The 17,639-nt window shown below is 67.7% G+C and carries 18 protein-coding genes; 7 read left to right on the top strand and 11 right to left on the bottom strand.

The genetic code is table 11. The features are described from left to right. Nucleotides 1-12: 12 nt before the first annotated feature. The 3 genes from FFI87_RS17245 to FFI87_RS17235 form a co-directional block, all read right to left on the bottom strand. Nucleotides 13-2,091, bottom strand: coding sequence for a carbon starvation CstA family protein (locus FFI87_RS17245; RefSeq protein ID WP_138849711.1), 2,079 nt, complete (start codon nucleotides 2,089-2,091; stop codon nucleotides 13-15). 279 nt (nucleotides 2,092-2,370) lie between these two features. Further along, nucleotides 2,371-2,799: a PRC-barrel domain-containing protein gene (locus FFI87_RS17240; RefSeq protein ID WP_012367088.1), complete on the bottom strand. Its 429-nt coding sequence runs from the start codon at nucleotides 2,797-2,799 to the stop codon at nucleotides 2,371-2,373. Between the two features lie 408 nt (nucleotides 2,800-3,207). Beyond that, a complete protein-coding gene (locus FFI87_RS17235; protein WP_012367089.1) occupies nucleotides 3,208-4,338 on the bottom strand; it encodes a 3-deoxy-7-phosphoheptulonate synthase in 1,131 nt (376 codons plus the stop codon). Between the two features lie 261 nt (nucleotides 4,339-4,599). Here FFI87_RS17235 and FFI87_RS17230 point away from each other — a divergent pair, with 261 nt between their 5' ends. Further along, complete coding sequence (locus FFI87_RS17230; protein ID WP_138849712.1) at nucleotides 4,600-5,154, top strand: hypothetical protein; 555 nt, start codon at nucleotides 4,600-4,602, stop codon at nucleotides 5,152-5,154. A gap of 28 nt (nucleotides 5,155-5,182) precedes the next feature. Continuing rightward, nucleotides 5,183-5,605 (top strand): hypothetical protein, encoded by a 423-nt coding sequence (locus tag FFI87_RS17225; protein WP_138849713.1) that lies wholly within the window; start codon nucleotides 5,183-5,185, stop codon nucleotides 5,603-5,605. A gap of 84 nt (nucleotides 5,606-5,689) precedes the next feature. On the opposite strand, the gene FFI87_RS17220 is transcribed toward FFI87_RS17225, so the two are convergent. After that, nucleotides 5,690-6,400, bottom strand: coding sequence for a YceH family protein (locus FFI87_RS17220; RefSeq protein ID WP_138849714.1), 711 nt, complete (start codon nucleotides 6,398-6,400; stop codon nucleotides 5,690-5,692). A gap of 423 nt (nucleotides 6,401-6,823) precedes the next feature. Between FFI87_RS17220 and FFI87_RS17215 the strand changes: the two genes are divergently transcribed. Then, nucleotides 6,824-7,588 (top strand): SDR family oxidoreductase, encoded by a 765-nt coding sequence (locus FFI87_RS17215; protein ID WP_138849715.1) that lies wholly within the window; start codon nucleotides 6,824-6,826, stop codon nucleotides 7,586-7,588. A gap of 17 nt (nucleotides 7,589-7,605) precedes the next feature. Here the strand turns inward: FFI87_RS17215 and FFI87_RS17210 are convergent, their stop codons facing one another. From FFI87_RS17210 to FFI87_RS17200, 3 genes are read right to left on the bottom strand one after another with little or no spacing between them, the layout of a single operon-like run. Then, on the bottom strand, nucleotides 7,606-8,310 hold the full coding sequence (locus FFI87_RS17210; RefSeq protein ID WP_138849716.1) for an MOSC domain-containing protein: 705 nt from the start codon (nucleotides 8,308-8,310) through the stop codon (nucleotides 7,606-7,608). Continuing rightward, nucleotides 8,307-9,203 carry a dihydrodipicolinate synthase family protein gene (locus FFI87_RS17205; RefSeq protein ID WP_138849717.1) on the bottom strand — a complete coding sequence of 299 codons (897 nt, stop codon included), beginning with the start codon at nucleotides 9,201-9,203 and terminating at the stop codon, nucleotides 8,307-8,309. The genes FFI87_RS17210 and FFI87_RS17205 overlap by 4 nt, the downstream gene beginning before the upstream one ends. Before the next feature lie 50 nt (nucleotides 9,204-9,253). After that, nucleotides 9,254-10,036, bottom strand: coding sequence for an aldolase (locus FFI87_RS17200; protein WP_138849718.1), 783 nt, complete (start codon nucleotides 10,034-10,036; stop codon nucleotides 9,254-9,256). Nucleotides 10,037-10,170: 134 nt separating this feature from the next. On the opposite strand from FFI87_RS17200, the gene FFI87_RS17195 reads away from it, so the two are divergent. After that, complete coding sequence (locus tag FFI87_RS17195) at nucleotides 10,171-10,713, top strand: helix-turn-helix domain-containing protein (RefSeq protein ID WP_006750216.1); 543 nt, start codon at nucleotides 10,171-10,173, stop codon at nucleotides 10,711-10,713. A gap of 31 nt (nucleotides 10,714-10,744) precedes the next feature. Continuing rightward, a complete protein-coding gene (hutC, locus tag FFI87_RS17190) occupies nucleotides 10,745-11,482 on the top strand; it encodes a histidine utilization repressor (RefSeq protein WP_012367097.1) in 738 nt (245 codons plus the stop codon). Between the two features lie 91 nt (nucleotides 11,483-11,573). Here hutC and FFI87_RS17185 read toward each other — a convergent pair whose 3' ends face one another. Together FFI87_RS17185 and FFI87_RS17180 are read right to left on the bottom strand one after the other, a co-directional pair. Further along, complete coding sequence (locus tag FFI87_RS17185) at nucleotides 11,574-12,422, bottom strand: phytanoyl-CoA dioxygenase family protein (RefSeq protein WP_138849719.1); 849 nt, start codon at nucleotides 12,420-12,422, stop codon at nucleotides 11,574-11,576. Nucleotides 12,423-12,479: 57 nt separating this feature from the next. Further along, nucleotides 12,480-13,283: an ABC transporter substrate-binding protein gene (locus FFI87_RS17180; RefSeq protein WP_012367099.1), complete on the bottom strand. Its 804-nt coding sequence runs from the start codon at nucleotides 13,281-13,283 to the stop codon at nucleotides 12,480-12,482. Between the two features lie 527 nt (nucleotides 13,284-13,810). Here FFI87_RS17180 and FFI87_RS17175 point away from each other — a divergent pair. Next, entirely contained in the window at nucleotides 13,811-14,677 is an 867-nt protein-coding gene (locus tag FFI87_RS17175) for a LysR family transcriptional regulator (protein ID WP_138849720.1), read from the top strand. 66 nt (nucleotides 14,678-14,743) lie between these two features. Here FFI87_RS17175 and FFI87_RS17170 read toward each other — a convergent pair whose 3' ends face one another. Next, nucleotides 14,744-15,232 (bottom strand): nuclear transport factor 2 family protein, encoded by a 489-nt coding sequence (locus FFI87_RS17170; RefSeq protein WP_138849721.1) that lies wholly within the window; start codon nucleotides 15,230-15,232, stop codon nucleotides 14,744-14,746. Between the two features lie 65 nt (nucleotides 15,233-15,297). Then, nucleotides 15,298-16,482, bottom strand: coding sequence for an amidohydrolase family protein (locus FFI87_RS17165; protein WP_138849722.1), 1,185 nt, complete (start codon nucleotides 16,480-16,482; stop codon nucleotides 15,298-15,300). Between the two features lie 536 nt (nucleotides 16,483-17,018). On the opposite strand from FFI87_RS17165, the gene FFI87_RS17155 reads away from it, so the two are divergent. After that, complete coding sequence (locus FFI87_RS17155; RefSeq protein WP_138849724.1) at nucleotides 17,019-17,633, top strand: glycine zipper 2TM domain-containing protein; 615 nt, start codon at nucleotides 17,019-17,021, stop codon at nucleotides 17,631-17,633. Nucleotides 17,634-17,639 lie beyond the last annotated feature (6 nt).

Here is a 17,639-nt window from a genome sequence, read left to right as displayed (position 1 = left end):
CGCGGCCTCCCGTTATCGGCCGCTGCCGAGCGCCTGCGCGGCCGGCATCGGCTCGTACGGCGTCTCGCGCACGGTCGGCTTCGACTCGCGGCGCGCGCGCAGCACGGCGAGCAGGCCGTACACCGCGATCGTCACGACGACGAAGATGAACAGGCCGGCCAGCGCCGCATCGATGTAGTCGTTGAAGATGATCCGCTGCATCTGCGCGATCGACTTCGCCGGCGCGAGCACCTTGCCTTCGTCCACCGCGGCCTGCAGCTTCGCGGCGTGCGCGAGGAAGCTGACCTTCGGATTCGAATCGAAAATCTTCTGCCAGCCGGCCGTCAGCGTGCAGATCAGCAGCCACGCGGTCGGCACGATCGTCACCCACGCGTAGCGCTCGCGCTTCATCTTGAACAGCACGACGGTGCCGAGCACCAGCGCGATCGCGGCGAGCATCTGGTTCGAGATGCCGAACAGCGGCCACAGCGTGTTGATGCCGCCGAGCGGATCGACCACGCCCTGGTACAGGAAGTAGCCCCACGCGGCCACGCACAGCGCGGTGGCGACCAGGTTCGCGGGCAGCGACTCGGTGCGCTTGAGCGCCGGATGGAACGTGCCGAGCAGGTCCTGCAGCATGAAGCGGCCCGCGCGCGTGCCCGCGTCGACGGCCGTCAGGATGAACAGCGCCTCGAACAGGATCGCGAAGTGATACCAGAACGCCATCATCGCTTCGCCGCCGATCACCTGGTGCAGGATGTGCGCCATGCCGACGGCCAGCGTCGGTGCGCCACCCGCGCGCGCGATGATCGTCGTCTCGCCGACGGCCCTCGCGGTCTGCGTCAGCATGTCGGGCGTCAGCACGAAGCCCCATTGCGTGACCGTATTCGCGACGGCTTCCGGCGTCGAGCCGAGCACGGCCGCCGGCGCGTTCATCGCGAAGTAGATGCCCGGCTCGATCACGCACGCGGCGACGAGCGCCATGATCGCGACGAACGATTCCATCAGCATCGCGCCGTAACCGATGAAGCGCGCGTTGGATTCGTTGTCGATCAGCTTCGGCGTCGTGCCCGACGAGATCAGCGCGTGGAAACCCGACACCGCGCCGCACGCGATCGTGATGAACAGGAACGGGAACAGGTTGCCCGACCACACCGGGCCCGTGCCGTCGACGAACTTCGTCAGCGCGGGCATCTTCAGTTCCGGTGCGACGACCAGGATGCCGATCGCGAGGCCGAGGATCGTGCCGATCTTCAGGAACGTCGACAGGTAGTCGCGCGGCGCGAGCAGCAGCCACACCGGCAGCACCGATGCGACGAAGCCGTAGCCGATCAGGATCCACGTGAGCTGCGTGCCGTTGAACGTGAACCATGCGGCGAGCGTCGCCGAATCGTGCACGTGCTGGCCGAACGCGATCGATGCCATCAACAGCACGAAGCCGATGATCGACACTTCGCCGATGCGGCCCGGACGGATGTAGCGCGTGTAGATGCCCATGAACAGCGCGATCGGAATCGTCGCGGCGACGGTGAACGTGCCCCACGGCGAATTGGTCAGCGCCTTCACGACGATCAGCGCGAGCACCGCGAGGATGATCACCATGATCAGGAACGCGCCGAACAGCGCGATCACGCCGGGCACCGTGCCGAGCTCCATCTTGACGAGATCGCCGAGCGAGCGGCCGTCGCGGCGCGTCGAGATGAACAGCACGATGAAGTCCTGCACCGCGCCGGCGAACACGACGCCGGCCAGGATCCACAGCATGCCGGGCGTATAGCCCATCTGCGCGGCGAGCACGGGGCCGACGAGCGGTCCGGCGCCGGCGATCGCGGCGAAGTGATGGCCGAACAGCACGTACTTGTTGGTCGGTACGTAGTCGAGGCCGTCGTTGTATTTGACCGCCGGCGTCATCCGCAGCCCGTCGAGCTGCATGACCTTGCTGGCGATGAAGCGGCTGTAGAAGCGATATGCGATCAGATACACGCAGACTGCGGCGATCACGATCCATAGCGCGCTGACGCGTTCGCCGTGCGCAAGTGCGATCGTCCCGAATGCGAATGCGCCGAGCAGCGCGACCGCGATCCAGAGCAGGGTACTGGAAGCCCGATTCATGGCGTCTCCTGGTCTCCAATGTGTTTTTGAGTGGATGCGGCGAGGGGCCGAACCCGCGTGACGTCGATGCGTCGTGCCGCGTCTCGTGAAAGCCGAGGCAGTGGGCCGTAGTATTCCGCGCGATGGGGGCGGCTTACAAGCGCACAACTACGTATGCGGGGCTACGTAGAATTACGTAGGCAGGGGGGATGAAGGAGCGCGGCGGTGAGGGATCGCCGCGCAGCGCGACGTGGCACCCGGCCGGCCCGGCACATCGCGCGCCGGGCCGGGCCGCATCCGTCAATGCTTGTCGTCGAGCTTCTTCGGCTTCGGCGCCGACGGCACCTTCGCGTACTGGAACGCCGGCGTCGCCTTCAGTGCATCCTTCGTCGCGCCCGGCAGGTAGATGTTGCCGTTGCGCACGTCGAGCGACGCGATCGGCACCGCGACGTCATGCGCGGCCACGCCGAGGAAGCCGCCGGCCGACACGATCGCCGCCGACACCGAGCCGTCCGGCGCGACGATCAGGTCGCGCACCGTGCCGACTTTCTGGTTCGCGTCGTTGTACACGACCTTGCCCAGCACGCTCTTCTTCACGCTCCAGCCTTCGAGCAGCGCCTGCGATTGTTCGACGGTCACGCTGAGCGGCTGTGCGCCGGCGATCTGCGCGTGCGCGCTGACGCTCGATGCGAGGACGGTTGCTGCGATGAGGGTCTTGTAGAACTTCATGTAGTTTGCACTCCGGTTCGGTTGTTGTTGATTCCGGGAGCGAAGCGACGCGGGCGCAATGGCTGATCGGTGAGCACCCCGCGCTTCGTCGGTCGCATGGCGGTCGGCCGCGCCGCCACTGCGTGTGTGCATGGCGGACCGGCATGGCCGGGCCGCGGCGTGCAGCACGGCGTTCATGGTAGCGACATTCGCCGGATCGTGCGTCCAGCGTGCAACGCGGCAGAGGATCGAGCCGGAGCCAGATCAATGACCGTGCGGATAGTTGGTGCGCGCGGCGCGGAAATAGCGCCGCCGCGGCATGTCGATCAGGAGAATATGGCAAACAGTCAACAGATCTTCACGGGTGCATCGAACTACGGGCGGGCGCCACCCCGCCGGCCCGCCACCCTGCCCCGCAGCCATGCCGCGTCACGCGTTGCGCGAATACACCCGGCGATGCCGCACCGCCTCGGCCAGCACGTCGAGCACCGGCTCGGTCTGCGACCAGCTCAGGCACGCATCGGTGATCGACACGCCGTACTGCAACGGCACACCCGGCTTCAGATCCTGACGCCCGGCCTCGAGATGGCTCTCCACCATCACGCCGACGATCCGGTGCTCGCCCTGCCCCAACTGTCGCGCGAGATCCTGCGCGACGTCGATCTGCCGCTCATGCGACTTGTTCGAGTTCGCATGCGAGCAATCGACCATCACCTGCTCGCGCAACCCGCTCTTGCGCAGCACCGCGCAGCTCGCCTCGACGTGCTCGGCGTCGTAGTTCGGCCCGTTCTTGCCGCCGCGCAGGATCACGTGCGCGTCGTCGTTGCCGCGCGTCTCGAAGATCGCGGCCATCCCCATCTTCGTCATCCCCATGAACGCGTGGCTCGCGCGCGCGGCGACGATCGCGTCCGACGCCACCTGCACGCCGCCGTCGGTGCCGTTCTTGAAGCCGATCGGGCAGCTCAGCCCCGACGCGAGCTGGCGATGGCTCTGGCTCTCGGTCGTGCGCGCGCCGATCGCGCCCCACGCGATCAGGTCGGCAATGTATTGCGGGCTCAGCAGGTCGAGAAATTCGGTCGACGCCGGCAGGCCCAGCGCGTTGATGTCGAGCAGCAGCTGCCGCGCGGCGCGCAGCCCTTCGTTGATGCGGAAACTGCCGTCCAGGCGCGGATCGTTGATGTACCCCTTCCAGCCGACCGTCGTGCGCGGCTTCTCGAAGTACACGCGCATCGTGATCAGCAGGTCGTCCTTCAGCGCATCGGCGGCAGCCTTCAGGCGGCGTGCGTAGTCGAGCGCCTGATCGTGGTCGTGGATCGAGCACGGGCCGACGACGAGCAGCAGCCGGTCGTCGCGGCCATGCAGGATGTCGCCGATCGCGCGGCGGGTGTCCTCGACGAGCGTCTGCGTGGCGGCCGGCACCGGCAGCTCGTCCTGCAGCAGCGCGGGGGAAATCAGCGGACGCACGGCGCCGATGCGGACGTCGTCGATGCGCGTGGTGTCCTGCGTCGCGTCGGCGCTGCCTACCTCGCGATCGTGGGAAGGATTGTCGAGGTTCTGCATGAGAATTCTCCGGGGGACGTCTGGAATGATTGGCAGCCTCGATTATGGCACTCGCGCAAGGCGGCACGCCGCTCGCGCAGCACTTCCGCGCGAGCGCGCACCTCGCGACGCGAGCCGGCCGTTCGGCCGAGTGGTCGCATGCCATCGAAGTACCGTACGATCGTGGCTGTCCCCTGCCGATGCGGGCCCTCGTTCGACGCCGGCGGCACGACGCACCATCCGTCCGTGATTGACGTTCACAACCTGACCCGACCCGCCAAGATGACCGTATCCGAACTGCTCAGCGCCATCCGCCAGCCCTACGCCGACCTGCTCGCGCAAGCGGCGGCGCAACCGGTGGCCGTCGTCGAACCGGCCTACCGGAAAGCCGACGGCATGCTGGCCACCGAAGGCCCGCTCGCGCTGCCGTGCCGCGCTGATCTCGTTCACACCGCAGGCGAATCGGCCGGCCAGCCGGCGATGGTCGACTCGACCGCGCAACTGGATTTCGAGCCCTTCGCGTTCGAACTCGACACGGCGGCCGTGTCGATCCGGCCGTTCGTGTGGGACTGGGTGACGGTCGAAGCCGACGGTTTCGACGAAGCCACGGCCACCGACGCGTTCAAGGCATGGTTCTTCGCGTGGTTCGACACCGACGACGCACGCGTGCCGGCCGAGGACGGCCTGCACGGCGTCGTTCACTATCTGTCGGAGCCGGCGCGCACGGAGCACGGATGGCGGGTCAACGCGGATCTCGGTTCGGCGCCGGGCGCAGCCGTCGAGGATCTGCTGTTCCGGCTCGTCGACGCGGGCGCCACGCGAATCAGCATCGGCTGAATCGCCTCACCTTCATTCATCTGCCAACATGAAAAGAGCATTCGCCGCGTTGCTGCTTTGCATCGCATTGCCCGTGTCGGCCGAGGTCAGCACGGAAGTGCTGTGCTTCAGGACGACCGGCGACAAACCCGTGCGATTCGAGCTGCGCACGTATTACGACGACGTGGCCAAGTGGCAAGGCGGCGTCGTCCGGTATGCGAAATCGAAGTCGGCCATCCCGCTGCTGTTCAAGCACGAGGAGCACGAGGAACTCGCGGAAGGCCGCCCGTACCAGTACACGACAACCTGGTGGGAAATGGTCGACGGCAAGATCAACGGCGAATATGAAATGATGAGCCAGGGTGCGATCGTCTATTCGATGACGTACACCCATGCGCGTACCGGCAAGAAGACCGATTTCACGTGGGCGCAGGATGTCGATGCGTCCGCGAAGACGGGGTGCCGCTGGTGATCCGGATCGGGCGGTGTCGCGACGCTCGGCCGTCCACCCGCGCGCCCGCTTGCGCGCCGGCGGCCGATTGATTCGAGCAACCCGTCAGCTCACGTCGCCCGGCGCGTCGACGTCGATCCCGAGTTCGGTCGCCATCCGCTGAACGAGCGCGTTCAACCGCGCCACTTCATCCGCAAGCCGCTTCTGCTCGGCCTTCAGCGCCTCGAACTCGGACGGCGGAACGGAATCCGTGCCGCCACCGGTGTCCGAACCGGCGAAGTCGGCGACGTTCACCTCGCCGCACATCAGGTGCATCCAGCGGTTCTCGCGCGCACCGGGCGCACGCGGCAGCCGGATCACGAGCGGCTGCGCACGCGCGGCGAGCTCGTCGAGGAAGGCCTCGACCGACGAGATGTCCGCGAAGCCGTGCAGGCGCGCGCTGTTCAGGCGCAGTTCGGCCGCCGTCTGCGGGCCGCGCAGCAGCAGGATCGTCAGCAGCGCTATCGCCTGGCTCGGGATGCCGAGCACGCGATTCATGTTGTGCTCGAAACGCGGCACGCGGCTGCTGCTGCCCTCCATCACGAGGCTCAGGTGCTTGAGGCTGTCGAGCGCGGTCGTGACCTCGTCCTCGCTGACGTTCATCACTGGCGAGCGTGCGGTTTTCTGGTTGCAGCCCGCGGTCAGCGCGTTCAGCGACAGCGGATAGGTGTCCGGCACCGTGTGCTGCTTCTCGACGAGCACCCCGAGAATGCGGGCCTCGAGGGGCGTGAGTTCGCGCAGGGCGCGTGGCGTGGGCATATCCGGCGTGGTGTTCATGGATGGCGTCGCAGCGTGCAGCAGGTGAAGGGAAACGTCGCGGCCCGTCCGGCGTCGCGAACGGGCGAGCCATATGATAGCTCGCGACGTGGGGCCCGGCGCCACCTGCCGCCGCGCCGCGCGCACTTGCCGCAGACGGCTTTCGTCCAACGTATCGGGAGGGCGACGGCGGCGGCCGCGACGATGCGTGCATTCGGCGCCGCGCATTCACGCTGCATGGCAGCGGCTGGCGTCGCCGCGCGTTTGCGCGTGGTGCAGGCCGGCGCTACGATACGCGTTCAGCCGGAGAGGCGGCGCGGCACGCGGCCGCCTTCGAATGCCACACCGGCACCGTGCATCGCCCCGTCCCGCACGCCGGGTTGCCGCGCATGCGCATCACTCGCCACTCGTCAACACGGTTCAACCGTTCACTCGTTCACCACCATGACCGCATCCTCTTCAGCGCCGAACGTGCGCGCCATCGTCACAGGACACACGCGCGGCCTCGGCGCGTCGCTCGCGGAACAGCTGCTGCAGGAAGGCATCGCCGTGCTCGGCGTGTCGCGCAGCCGTCATCCGTCGCTCGCCGCGCAGGCCGGCGACCGGTTCGCCGAAATCGAACTCGACTTGTCGGATACGTCGGCCGTCGCAACGTGGCTGGCCGGCGACACGCTGCGCAGCTTCGTCGACGGCGCGTCGATCGTGCTGCTCTTCAACAACGCGGGCATCGTCGATCCGATCGGACCGCTCGACGCGCAGGACCCGGCGCTCGTCGCACGCGCGGTCGGCCTGAACGTCGCGGCGCCGCTGATGCTGTCGGCCGCGCTCGTGCAGGCGGTATCGGCCCCGACCGAATGCCGGATCCTGCACGTGTCGAGCGGCGCCGCGCGCAACGCGTACGCGGGCTGGAGCGTCTATTGCGCGACCAAGGCCGCGCTCGATCATCACGCACGCGCCGTCGCGCTCGACGCGAACCGTGCGCTGCGGATCTGCAGCGTCGCGCCGGGCGTCGTCGATACGGGGATGCAGGCGACGATCCGCTCGACCAGCGAAGAGAATTTCCCGATGCGCGAGAAATTCGACCAGTTGAAGGCGAGCGGCGCGCTGTCGACGCCCGAGGCCGCCGCGCGGCACCTGATCGGCCATGCGCTGAGCGACGCGTTCGGTGCAGAGCCGACGGCCGACGTACGGAACCTGCCGGCCGGTTAAGCCGCGCACGCGACGCGTCAGCCTTCGAGCCGCTTCGTCCAGTCTTCGACCTGCCGCTCCGTCCGGCGCTTGTCGAGCATCTTGCGCCAGCCGGGCGGCAACACCGGAACGCCGCACAGCGCATCGAGCGCGGCCATGTCGAGCGTGCGCCGGTACAGCACATCGAGCACCGTCGACAGCGGCCATTGCGGATACCGCCGCTCGTGCAGCGCCAGCACATCGCCCGGCGCCACCCAGCCTTCGTCCAGCACACGGTAGTACCACCCGGTCCGGCCGCTTTGCTGCACGAGCGCCGCCATGCGCGGATGGTCGAAACGCGCATTGAGCTTCCAGCACGGCTGCCGAGACTGCGACACCTGCAGCACGGCGCCGCCCAGCGTGAACACGTCGCCGAGACACACGTCGCGCTCGGTCACGCCGTGCGTCGACAGGTTCTCGCCAAAGGCGCCCGGTCGCTCGAGCACGTCACGCGCCCCGATCTGCGCGGACCACCACGCATAGTGGTCGTAAGCATAGTGATGGACCGCCTTGTCGGGCCCGCCGTGATGCCGCGCATCGGCCTGCCCGTCACCCGCGAAGCCGAGTGCGCCGAGCCACAGACGCGCGTCGACCGGCTGCTTGTCGATCGCACTCAGGTGCGGCGTGCCGGCCAGCGGGCGGCTCGTGCCGACCCGCACCGCGGCGATGGCGACCGCGATCGCCGGCCGCGCGTCGCCGCTCATGCCGGCACACCGTCCGGCAGTGCCGCGAGCAGGCGTTCGAGCTCGCGCGTGCGCACTTCGCCGAGCGGCAGCAACGGCCGCCTCGGCTCGCCCGCGTCGAAGCCGCGCAGCCGCAACCCGGCCTTCACGGTCACCGGCAGGCCGCCGTCGACGATGAACCGCAGCAGCGGCAACTGCGCGTGAAAAACCGTCCGTGCACGCGCCAGGTCGCCGGCGCGCATCGCGTCGACCAGCGCAATCGGCAACGCGGCGTTCAGGTTCGGCGCGGCCGTGCACCATCCGGCCGCGCCCGCGGCCAGCGCGGCAAGCGCCATCGGATTGCTGCCGTTGTAGAACGGGATCGTCCCGTCGCTCAACTGCGCGAGCCGGTGCATCCGCCCGATGTCGCCGGTGCTCTCCTTGACCATCGTCACGTTGTCGACGGTCCTGCAGATCGTCGCGATCAGGTCGGGCGACATGTCGACGCCGCTCGTCGCGGGGTTGTTGTACAGCATGATCGGGATGCCGATGGCGTCGCCGATCGCGCGATAGTGCGCGACGATCTCGTCGTTGCCGAGCTTCCAGTACGACACGGGCAGTACCATCACGGCATCGGCGCCGGCCTGTTCGGCGATGCGCGCGCGGCGCACCGCGCCGGCCGTCGTAAGATCGGAGATGCCGACGACGGTCGGCACGCGCCGGCGCACCGCGCGAATCGACGCGGTGGCGACCGCCTCCCATTCGGCGTCGGACAGGTACGCGCTCTCGCCGGTACTGCCCAGCGGCGCGATCGCGTGGACGCCATCGGCGATCAGGCGCTCGATCAGCGCATCGAGTGCCGGCAGGTCGATAGCGCCGTCGGCGGAGAACGGCGTAACCGGATAGGCGATGATGCCTTGCAGCAGGATGGACACGTTGTGGATTCCTCAATGATGGATGGACGAGACGAGCGCAATGCGCGTGTTCATGCAATACAGTCCGGATGCGTGCGCAACGCGCGCCGCGCGTAGTAGTCGAACGTCACCGCATCGCGCTTCGGCTTCGAAATCCAGTCGCGCGCTTCCCGCGCGAGCGCCGGCGGCACCGGCTTGATCTCGCCGGCCGACATCGCCAGCAGTTGCAGCTTCGCGGCCCGCTCGATCAGCAGCGCGAGGATGCAGGCTTCCTCGATCGTTTTGCCGACCACGAGCTGGCCGTGATGCGACAGCAGAATTGCGCGTTTATCGCCGAGCGCCTTCGAAATGATCTCGCCTTCCTCGTTGCCGACCGGCACGCCGGGCCAGTCCTTCAGGAACGCGCAATCGTCGTACAGCGGGCAGGTGTCCATGTGCGACACGACGAGCGGCTGCTCGAGCATCGACAGCGCCGCGACATGCGCCGGGTGCGTATGGATGATGCAGTTCACGTCCGGGCGCTCGCGATAGATCCACGTATGGAACCGGTTGGCCGGGTTCGGAATGCCTTCGCCGTCGACGACGTCGAGATCCTCGTTCACGCGCAGCAGGTTCGCGGCCGAGATCTCGTCGAAGCCGAGCCCCAGCCGCTGCGTGTAGTACGTGCCGGCGTCGCCCGCGCGGCAGGTGATCTGCCCGGCCAGGCCCGAATCGTGACCGGCGTCGAACAGGATCCGGCACGTGAGCGCGAGCTTTTGCCGCGGGGACCAGCCGCTGTCGCCCACCTCATTCTCGAGACGCCGCTCCGCCAGCGCGACCAGCGTCGCCTTCGTCAAATTCAACGTTTCCGCCATGTTCACCTCCTGAATGGATCGGATCTGCCGCGCCGCCCGCGGCCGTGTCCGTGGGCACGAAAGACACACGATACACCACATGACACTTTGTGTCATACGTTACAATCGATTTTTCGAAGGACACCTGGCGCCCCATGACGATTCGCCTGAAGCTGCTCAGAAAACAGAAGGGCTGGACGCTCGATGTGCTGGCCGACGAGACCGGCCTGACCAAGAGCTACCTGTCGAAAGTCGAGCGCGGCCTGAGCGTGCCGTCGATCGCGGTCGCGCTGAAGCTGTCGAAGGCGCTGAACATCGACGTCGAGCAGCTGTTCTCGGAAAGCCACAACCGCGAGCTGATCACGGTCACGCGCGCCGGCGAGCGCACGGCGATGGGTGCGGCGGCCGACAGCCACGCGCACCGCTTCGAAAGCATCGCGGCCGGGGTCGCGCCGAAGAAGATGCTGCCGTTCGTCGTGCATCCGCCGCACGAATTCGTCGCGTCGACGTTCCGCGAGCACGAAGGCGAGGAATTCCTGTTCGTGCACAAGGGGCGCGTCGAAATCGAATTCCCGAACGAGACGGTGCAACTCAAGACGGGCGATTCAGTCTATTTCAACGCACTCATCCCGCACCGCACGCGCAGCCTCGGCGCCGCGCAGGCGGAGATCCTGGTCATCGTCAGTCACGACGACTAGCCTCGTCACCTCTTCGCGCAAGGATCTTCCGATGGTCACAAAGGCCACCGCACCGTTCCAGCAGATCAAGACGCTCGTTCGCCAAAAGGTCGACGCGAGCGAGTGGCGCCCGGGCGACCGCATTCCGTCCGAACTCGATCTCGCCGCGCAATTCAGCGTCGCGCGCATGACGGTCAACCGCGCGCTGCGCGAGCTGACCGAGGAAGGTGTGCTGAAGCGCATCGCGGGCGTCGGCACCTTCGTCGCCGAAGTGAAACCGCAGTCGAACCTGCTGATGATCGCGCACATCCGCGACGAGATCCGCGCGCGCGGACACGAATATCGCTGCCGCGTGCTCAGCCAGTCGCGCGAACCCGCGTCGTTCGACGTCGCGGCCGCGTTCGGGCTGGCGGTCAACACGCCGGTCTTTCACGTGGTGTGCGTGCACGAGGAAAACGGCCGCCCGATCCAGCTCGAGGATCGCTACGTGAATCCGGCCGCCGCGCCCGAATTCATCGATCAGGACTTCCAGGCCGAGCCGCCGTCCGAATACCTGTTCAACAACGTGTCGCACTACGAACTGGAGATCGAGCACGTCGTCGACGCGTCGCTGCCGACGAGCGAACAGGCGCGGCTGCTCGACATGCGCGCCGACGAGCCGTGTCTCACCCTCACACGCCGCACCTGGACGAACGGGCTGCCCGTCACGTTCGTGCACTTCCTGCATCCGGGCAACCGCTACCGGCTCGGCTCGCGCTTCAAGCCGGGCGCCGGACGGCACCAGACCTGAGCCTGTTTCGGCACCCGAAAACGACCACGCGCGGCGGCCGCTTCATCGCGAAACGGCCGCCGCGCGCGTGATGTCGCTCGATATTCGCCGCTCAGATCGTCCGGACCTGCCCCGCGTCACGCGTCCACACGACCGGAAACAGCGGATGCTCGAGCGGCGCGCCGGCCGGCAGTTCGTGGGCCAGCCCGGGGAAATCGGGCGACGTCTTCCAGCGGCGCGGCGCGTGACGGATGTCGTCGCCGACGAAGCGGATCGAGAACGCGCGCCGGCGGTTCTGCGTACCGCCCGACGCATGCAGCGTCAGCATCCGGAAGCACACCATGTCGCCGGGCTCGAGCGCCCAGTGCCGAATCGGGAATGCCGAGCGGTCGGCCTCGATGTCCGGCAGGTCGGCGAGGCTGCCTTCGGGGAACCACTTCGCCTCCTTGTCCATGAACGTGCGCGGCATCAGCCATGGCCCCTGGTGCGAACCCGCAACGAATTCCAGCGTCGATTCGAGCGGCACCGGGTCGACCGGAATCCACATGCTGACGTTGTCGTCGCCTTCGATGTTGTAGTACGGCTGATCCTGGTGCCACGGCGTGCGCTGCCGCGTGCCGGGCTCCTTCACGAGCAGATGATCGTGATGCAGGCGAACAGTCTTCGTGCCCATCAGCGCGGCGGCCACCGACGGCGCGGGCGACCGCACGATGAAGTCGCGGTACGCATCGTTGTGCCGCCAGTTGCAGAAGTCCTCGAAGAACCAGCCCGGATCGTCGGGCCGGCTCGCGACCTTCGCGCGCTGGCTCGGCTGCGCGAGGTTCGCGTCGATGCCGGCGCGCAGCGCGGCCACTTCGTCGGGCGAGAAGATACCCTTGATGCACACCGCGCCTTCGTCGCGGAAGGCGGCGATCAGTTCGGGCGTCACGGCTGTCGCGACGCGGTCCTGGATACTCGTCATGGCTTGCCTGTCGATTGAATGAAGCACGGGATCATGGGGGGCATGGCGCGCATGCGGTCACGGCGCGGCGCTCAATTGCTGCTTCGCGCCGTAGATGTCGAAGTCGAAGTATTTCGCGGCGATCTTTTGGTACGTGCCGTTCGCGCGGATCGCGGCGATCGCGTCGTTCAGCCGCTTCTTCATGTCGGCGTCGCCCTTGCGCACGCCCATCGCGACGCCATAGCCGGTGATGCGCACGTCGGTCACGTCGGGGCCCGCGAACGCGTAGCCCTTGCCGCGCGGCGTCTTCAGGAACGAATAGCCGGCCTGCGTCTTGTCCTGGAAGGTCGCGTCGAGACGGCCGTTCACCAGATCCTGATACACCTGGTCCTGATTCTGGTACGACACGATCGTCACGCCCTTGGTCGCCCATTCGGCCTTTGCGTACGCCTCCTGCGTGGTGCCCTGGTCAATCCCGACGCGCTTGCCGGCGAGCGACGCCGCGGTCGGCAGCAGCTTCGAGCCGGCCGGCGCGACGAGCGCGCCCGGCGACGCGTACAGCTTGTTCGAGAAGTCGATCTGCTTGAGCCGCTCGTCGGTGGCCGTCATCGCGGACATGATCACGTCGAACTTGCGCGCGCGCAGCGCCGGAATCATCCCGTCGAAGCCCTGCTCGACCCACACGCACTTCGCGCGCAGCTGCTCGCAGATCGCATCGCGCAGGTCGATGTCGAAGCCGGCGAGCGAGCCGTCGGGCTGCTTCGCCTCGAACGGCGGATAGGTGGGATCGATGCCCCAGCGGATCGTTGCCGTGTCCTGCGCGAACGAGACGAGCGGCGCGAACGCCAGCGCGGAAACGACGAGCTTTGCAGTGCGGTTCATGGTGTGTCCTTGTGGTCTCGACGTGGCGGGCGAGCGCCGGGCGTCCGTTGGGGGGCGTCGTGCCGGGAGGCCGGCGCGGTGCGCGAAAGACTGGGACTTCCTTCGATGAAACTGCGATGCAGTCTAGACCGCTCAATTTTTGAGCGCAAGCGGGGGAGCGGATTGGGCGACGCTGGAGGGTGAGATCGGTACGAAGGGCTGGATTGAGTGGCCCGAAGTGGCGCGATTTTCCCGGATTTTCGAGTGTTTACCCGGGTGATGTTTGATTGCCACAGGGCGAGTTTTCGCTGATACCTGCCGGAGGCGAATGACTATACAGCGCGGTCTATCAAGGCATTTTTTCGCCCCGCCGCCCGTGCAGCCTATACCGCTCCCAACCACGAGTGGCGACGAATATCGTCGAGATGCCTCGCGAGCAACCCTAGCCCCGTGTCCGGCGAACCCACGATTGCCCACGCTCTCCGGCCATGCTAAAAGTCCTCGCACGCATTTGGAAATGAAATGCTCGAATCCAGAAAAGTGCAGAAATGAATCGACCTTTGTTCGACCTCGACCTGTTGCGCGCACTCGTGATGGTCGCCGATTGCGGCAGCTTCACGACCGCGTCCGCGCGGCTGCATTCGACGCAGTCGACGGTCAGCCAGAAGGTGCGGCGGCTCGAGGAGATCGCCAGGCATCGCCTGCTCGACCGTGGCACGCGCGACGTGCGGCCGACCGACGCCGGCGTGACGGTGCTCAGCTACGCGCGGCGCATGATCGCGCTGAACGACGAGATGCTGGAAGCGCTGTCGGGCGCGACCGTCGCGCTCACGATCCGGCTCGGCGTACCCGACGATTTCGCGGCGGGCCGCACGACCCACGCGCTCGCCGCGTTCAAGCGCGATCATCCGCAGGTGAAACTCGAGGTGACGTGCGGGCTGAGCCGCGACATCTGCGCGGCCTACGATCGCGGCGAGCTCGATCTCGTGCTGATCAAGCAGCGGCGCGACAGCCGCGAGACGGTGGTGCGCTGGCCGGAGAAGCTGCGCTGGATCGACAGCGCGCGGCATCCGACGATCGAACTCGACCCGGTGCCGCTCGTCGTGTTTCCGCCGCGCGGGCTCTATCGCGACGACATGATCAAGGCGATCGAGGAACGCGGCCGCCGCTGGCGGATCAGCTTCACGACGTCGAGCCTGAGCGGCATCCAGGCGGCCGTCGCGGACGGGCTCGGCATCAGCGTGCTGCCCGCGCGCGCGGTGACCGACGACCACGTGGTGCTGACCGACGAGCACGGCGGCTTCGCGCCGATCGAGAACATGGACATCGCGATCCTGCATCGGCCGACGGCCGATCCGATGGTCAGCGAACTGACGAAGGCGCTCGCGGCGATGCTGGAACACGAGCCAGAATAAGCGCAGCCGTCGCGATACGGAGCGGCATCGACGGAGCACCGGCCTAACCGGGCAAGCCCGCGCCCGTCAGAACATCGTGTTCCCGTTCGCCGCATGCTCGGGCACGGGCTGGTTCACGTCCCAGTGCTCGACGATCTTGCCGTGCTCCAGCCGGAAGATGTCCATGATCGCGCTGCCGCGCGTGCCGGGCTCGCGCACCGCATGCACGTGCAGGATCACGTAGTCGCCGTCGACGAACGCGCGCTTGATCTCGCTGTGCGACTGCGGATATTTGTCGCGCAGGAACGCGACGAACTTGCGGAAACCGTCGCGACCGTCGGCGGCGTTCGGGTTGTGCTGCACGTACTGGTCGCCGACATACGCGAGCGCGGCATCGGCATCCTTCTCGTTCAGGCCTTTCTCGTAGAACGCCAGCACCGTGCGACGATTCGCTTCCTGCTGGGCTTGATCCGGTCCGACCGCCGCCGCATGCGCGGCCGTCACTGCGAACGTCGCCGCGGCCATCCAGCGCGTCCCTCGCGCGGCCCGTGCCGCCATCGTGCGTGTGCGTCGCATCGTCGTCTCCCGCGGGATCAGGCTGAAAAGAGCACGATCATACCCGGCGCAATTTGGCACCGCGCTCAGACGAACGCGCCGTCGCGCGCGACGATCCGCCCCGACGACACGACGAGCCGGCGCATCGGCCGCGCGACGACGGCCTCGGCGAACGTCAGCGCATCGACGAGCACGACGTCCGCACGCTTGCCGGCCTCCAGCCCGTAGTCGGCGAAGCCGCAACCACGCGCCGCGCTGTGCGTGACGCAGTCGAGTGCGACTTCGAGCGCGTCGTCGCGGCGGAAATCGTTGCGCATGCCGATCAGCATCGCGCGTTCCAGCATGTCGGGCGAACCGTACGGCGTCCACGTATCGCGCACGCCGTCGTTGCCGCCGACGACGGTCACGCCGGCCGCCCGACACGCGACGACCGACGGCACGGGCACCGCGGCCGGCGCGGTCGTGACGATCGCGACGCCGAGTTCGGCCATCCGCGCGAGCAGCGCGTCGCGCTCGCGGCCGGCAACGTCGCCGAGGCAGAAGCCGTGGCTGATCGTGACCTTGCCTTGCATGCCGAGCGCGGCCGTGCGCTGCAGGATCAGGTCGAGCGAGTACGCGCCCATCGACCCGCGCTCGTGCAGGTGCAGGTCGAGCCCGCGGCCGTGGCGCTCGGCGATGCCGAACAGCACGTCCACCGCTTCGACCGGATCGCCTTCGATCGCGCACGGGTCGAGGCCGCCGAGCAGGTCGGCGCCCGCGCCGAGCGCGTCGGACAGCAGCGCGGCGGTGCCGGGCCGCTTGAGCACGCCCGACTGCGGAAACGCAACGATCTGGATCTCCACCTGGCCGCGCAGCGTCTCGCGCGTTGCGAGCACGCCATGCAGATGCCGCAGCCCGGCGTCGGTGTCGACGTCGACGTGCGTGCGGATGCGCGTCGTGCCGGCCGCGAGGAACGCGCGCGCCAGCGCGAGCGACGCGGCGCCCGCATCGTGAGCGCTCGTCGCGCGGTAGTGGCGCTCGTTCTCGATGCGGTCGACGAGGCGCGGCCCCACCGCGTTGCGATACCACGGCATGCCCCAGTGGGTCTTGTCGAGATGCGTGTGGCCTTCGACGAGGCCGGGCAGCGCAAGCGCGTGCGCGCCGTCCTCGATCGCGCAGCCGGCGGGCGCGTCGAGCGACGGGCCGACGCGCGCGATGCGCTCGCCTTCGATCAGGATGTCGAGCGCTTCGTCGGCGTGCGTGCGGACGTTGCGGATCAGCAGGTTCGTCATGTCGGTTCCGGTGTGGTCGGTCGGTGCGGGACCGTCACGATGCGCGCACCGTGACGGCGGTCAGGTCGTTATCGCGAGAAACGCAGCGCCAGCGCGGACAGGGGAAGGAACCGCGGCACGGTGCGGCGCGACCGTTGGCAGGGAATGCGTCACGATATCGGACGGGGCCGCCATAGACCAATTAAATGTCGCGATGCCGCGCATTCGATTTCGCGATGCGCGGCACGCATGCCGCGCTGACCGGCGCGACGATGGAGCGGGATCGCGGCGGTAGCGGCGGTAGCGATGCGATGTAAACAGAGGAAAAGTCGCGCATCGCGCTACATCATAGGAATAGCGGCGCCCGGAGGCCGCGTCGCGCCGTGCCGGGCACCCACTTCAACGCCCCGCCGTGCCGGCGAGTTGCCCGGCAACAGACTTTACACGTTGTTACCCGGCCGCACCGGACGCGCATCAGCCCATTACTTATACTCACGGCGAGTTCGCCACCCGTCCCGGAATTCGTAGGCGAACACGTTGCCGATGCAGGAACCATCATGATGCGCATGCCTTCCACCAAGACCGTTCTGTTCTCCACGCTCGTCGCCGTGGCGGCGCTTCCGCTGACCGCCTGCGTCGCACCCGGCTACTACGGTGCGCAACCCGGCTATCCGCAGCAGCAATATGCGACGCCCGGCTACGCGCAGCCCGCGTATTCGCAACCCGGCTACGTACAGCCGCAGCAGCCGGCTTATCCGAACCAAGCGCCGCAGTACGACCAATACGGCAACCCGCAGCCTTACGGCGGCCAGTACGGCAACGGCTACGGCACGCAATACGGCACGGTCGCGAACATCCAGCCGGTCAGCGGCTCGGTCGGCACGTCGGGCGTGGCCGGCACCGTCGTCGGTGCGCTGGTCGGCGGCGTGCTGGGCAACCAGTTCGGCCGCGGCCACGGCCGCGAGGCGGCCACCGTGATCGGCGCGCTGGGCGGCGCCGTCGCCGGCAACCAGATCGGCCAGCAGATGGGCGCGGCCCAACCGCCGAGCAGCTACCGGATCGACGTGCGCCTCAGCGACGGCTCGACGCGCTCGTTCGACGTGCAGTCGCCGGGCGACCTGCGCCCGGGCGATCGCGTGCAGATCAACGGCAATCAGCTGTCGCGTTATTGATCCAGA

The sequence above is a fragment of the Burkholderia sp. KBS0801 genome (assembly GCF_005937855.2).
Taxonomy (GTDB): domain Bacteria; phylum Pseudomonadota; class Gammaproteobacteria; order Burkholderiales; family Burkholderiaceae; genus Burkholderia; species Burkholderia ambifaria.
The sequence above is the reverse complement of the archived record's forward strand: the minus strand, read 5'-3'. Positions and strand labels throughout refer to the sequence as shown.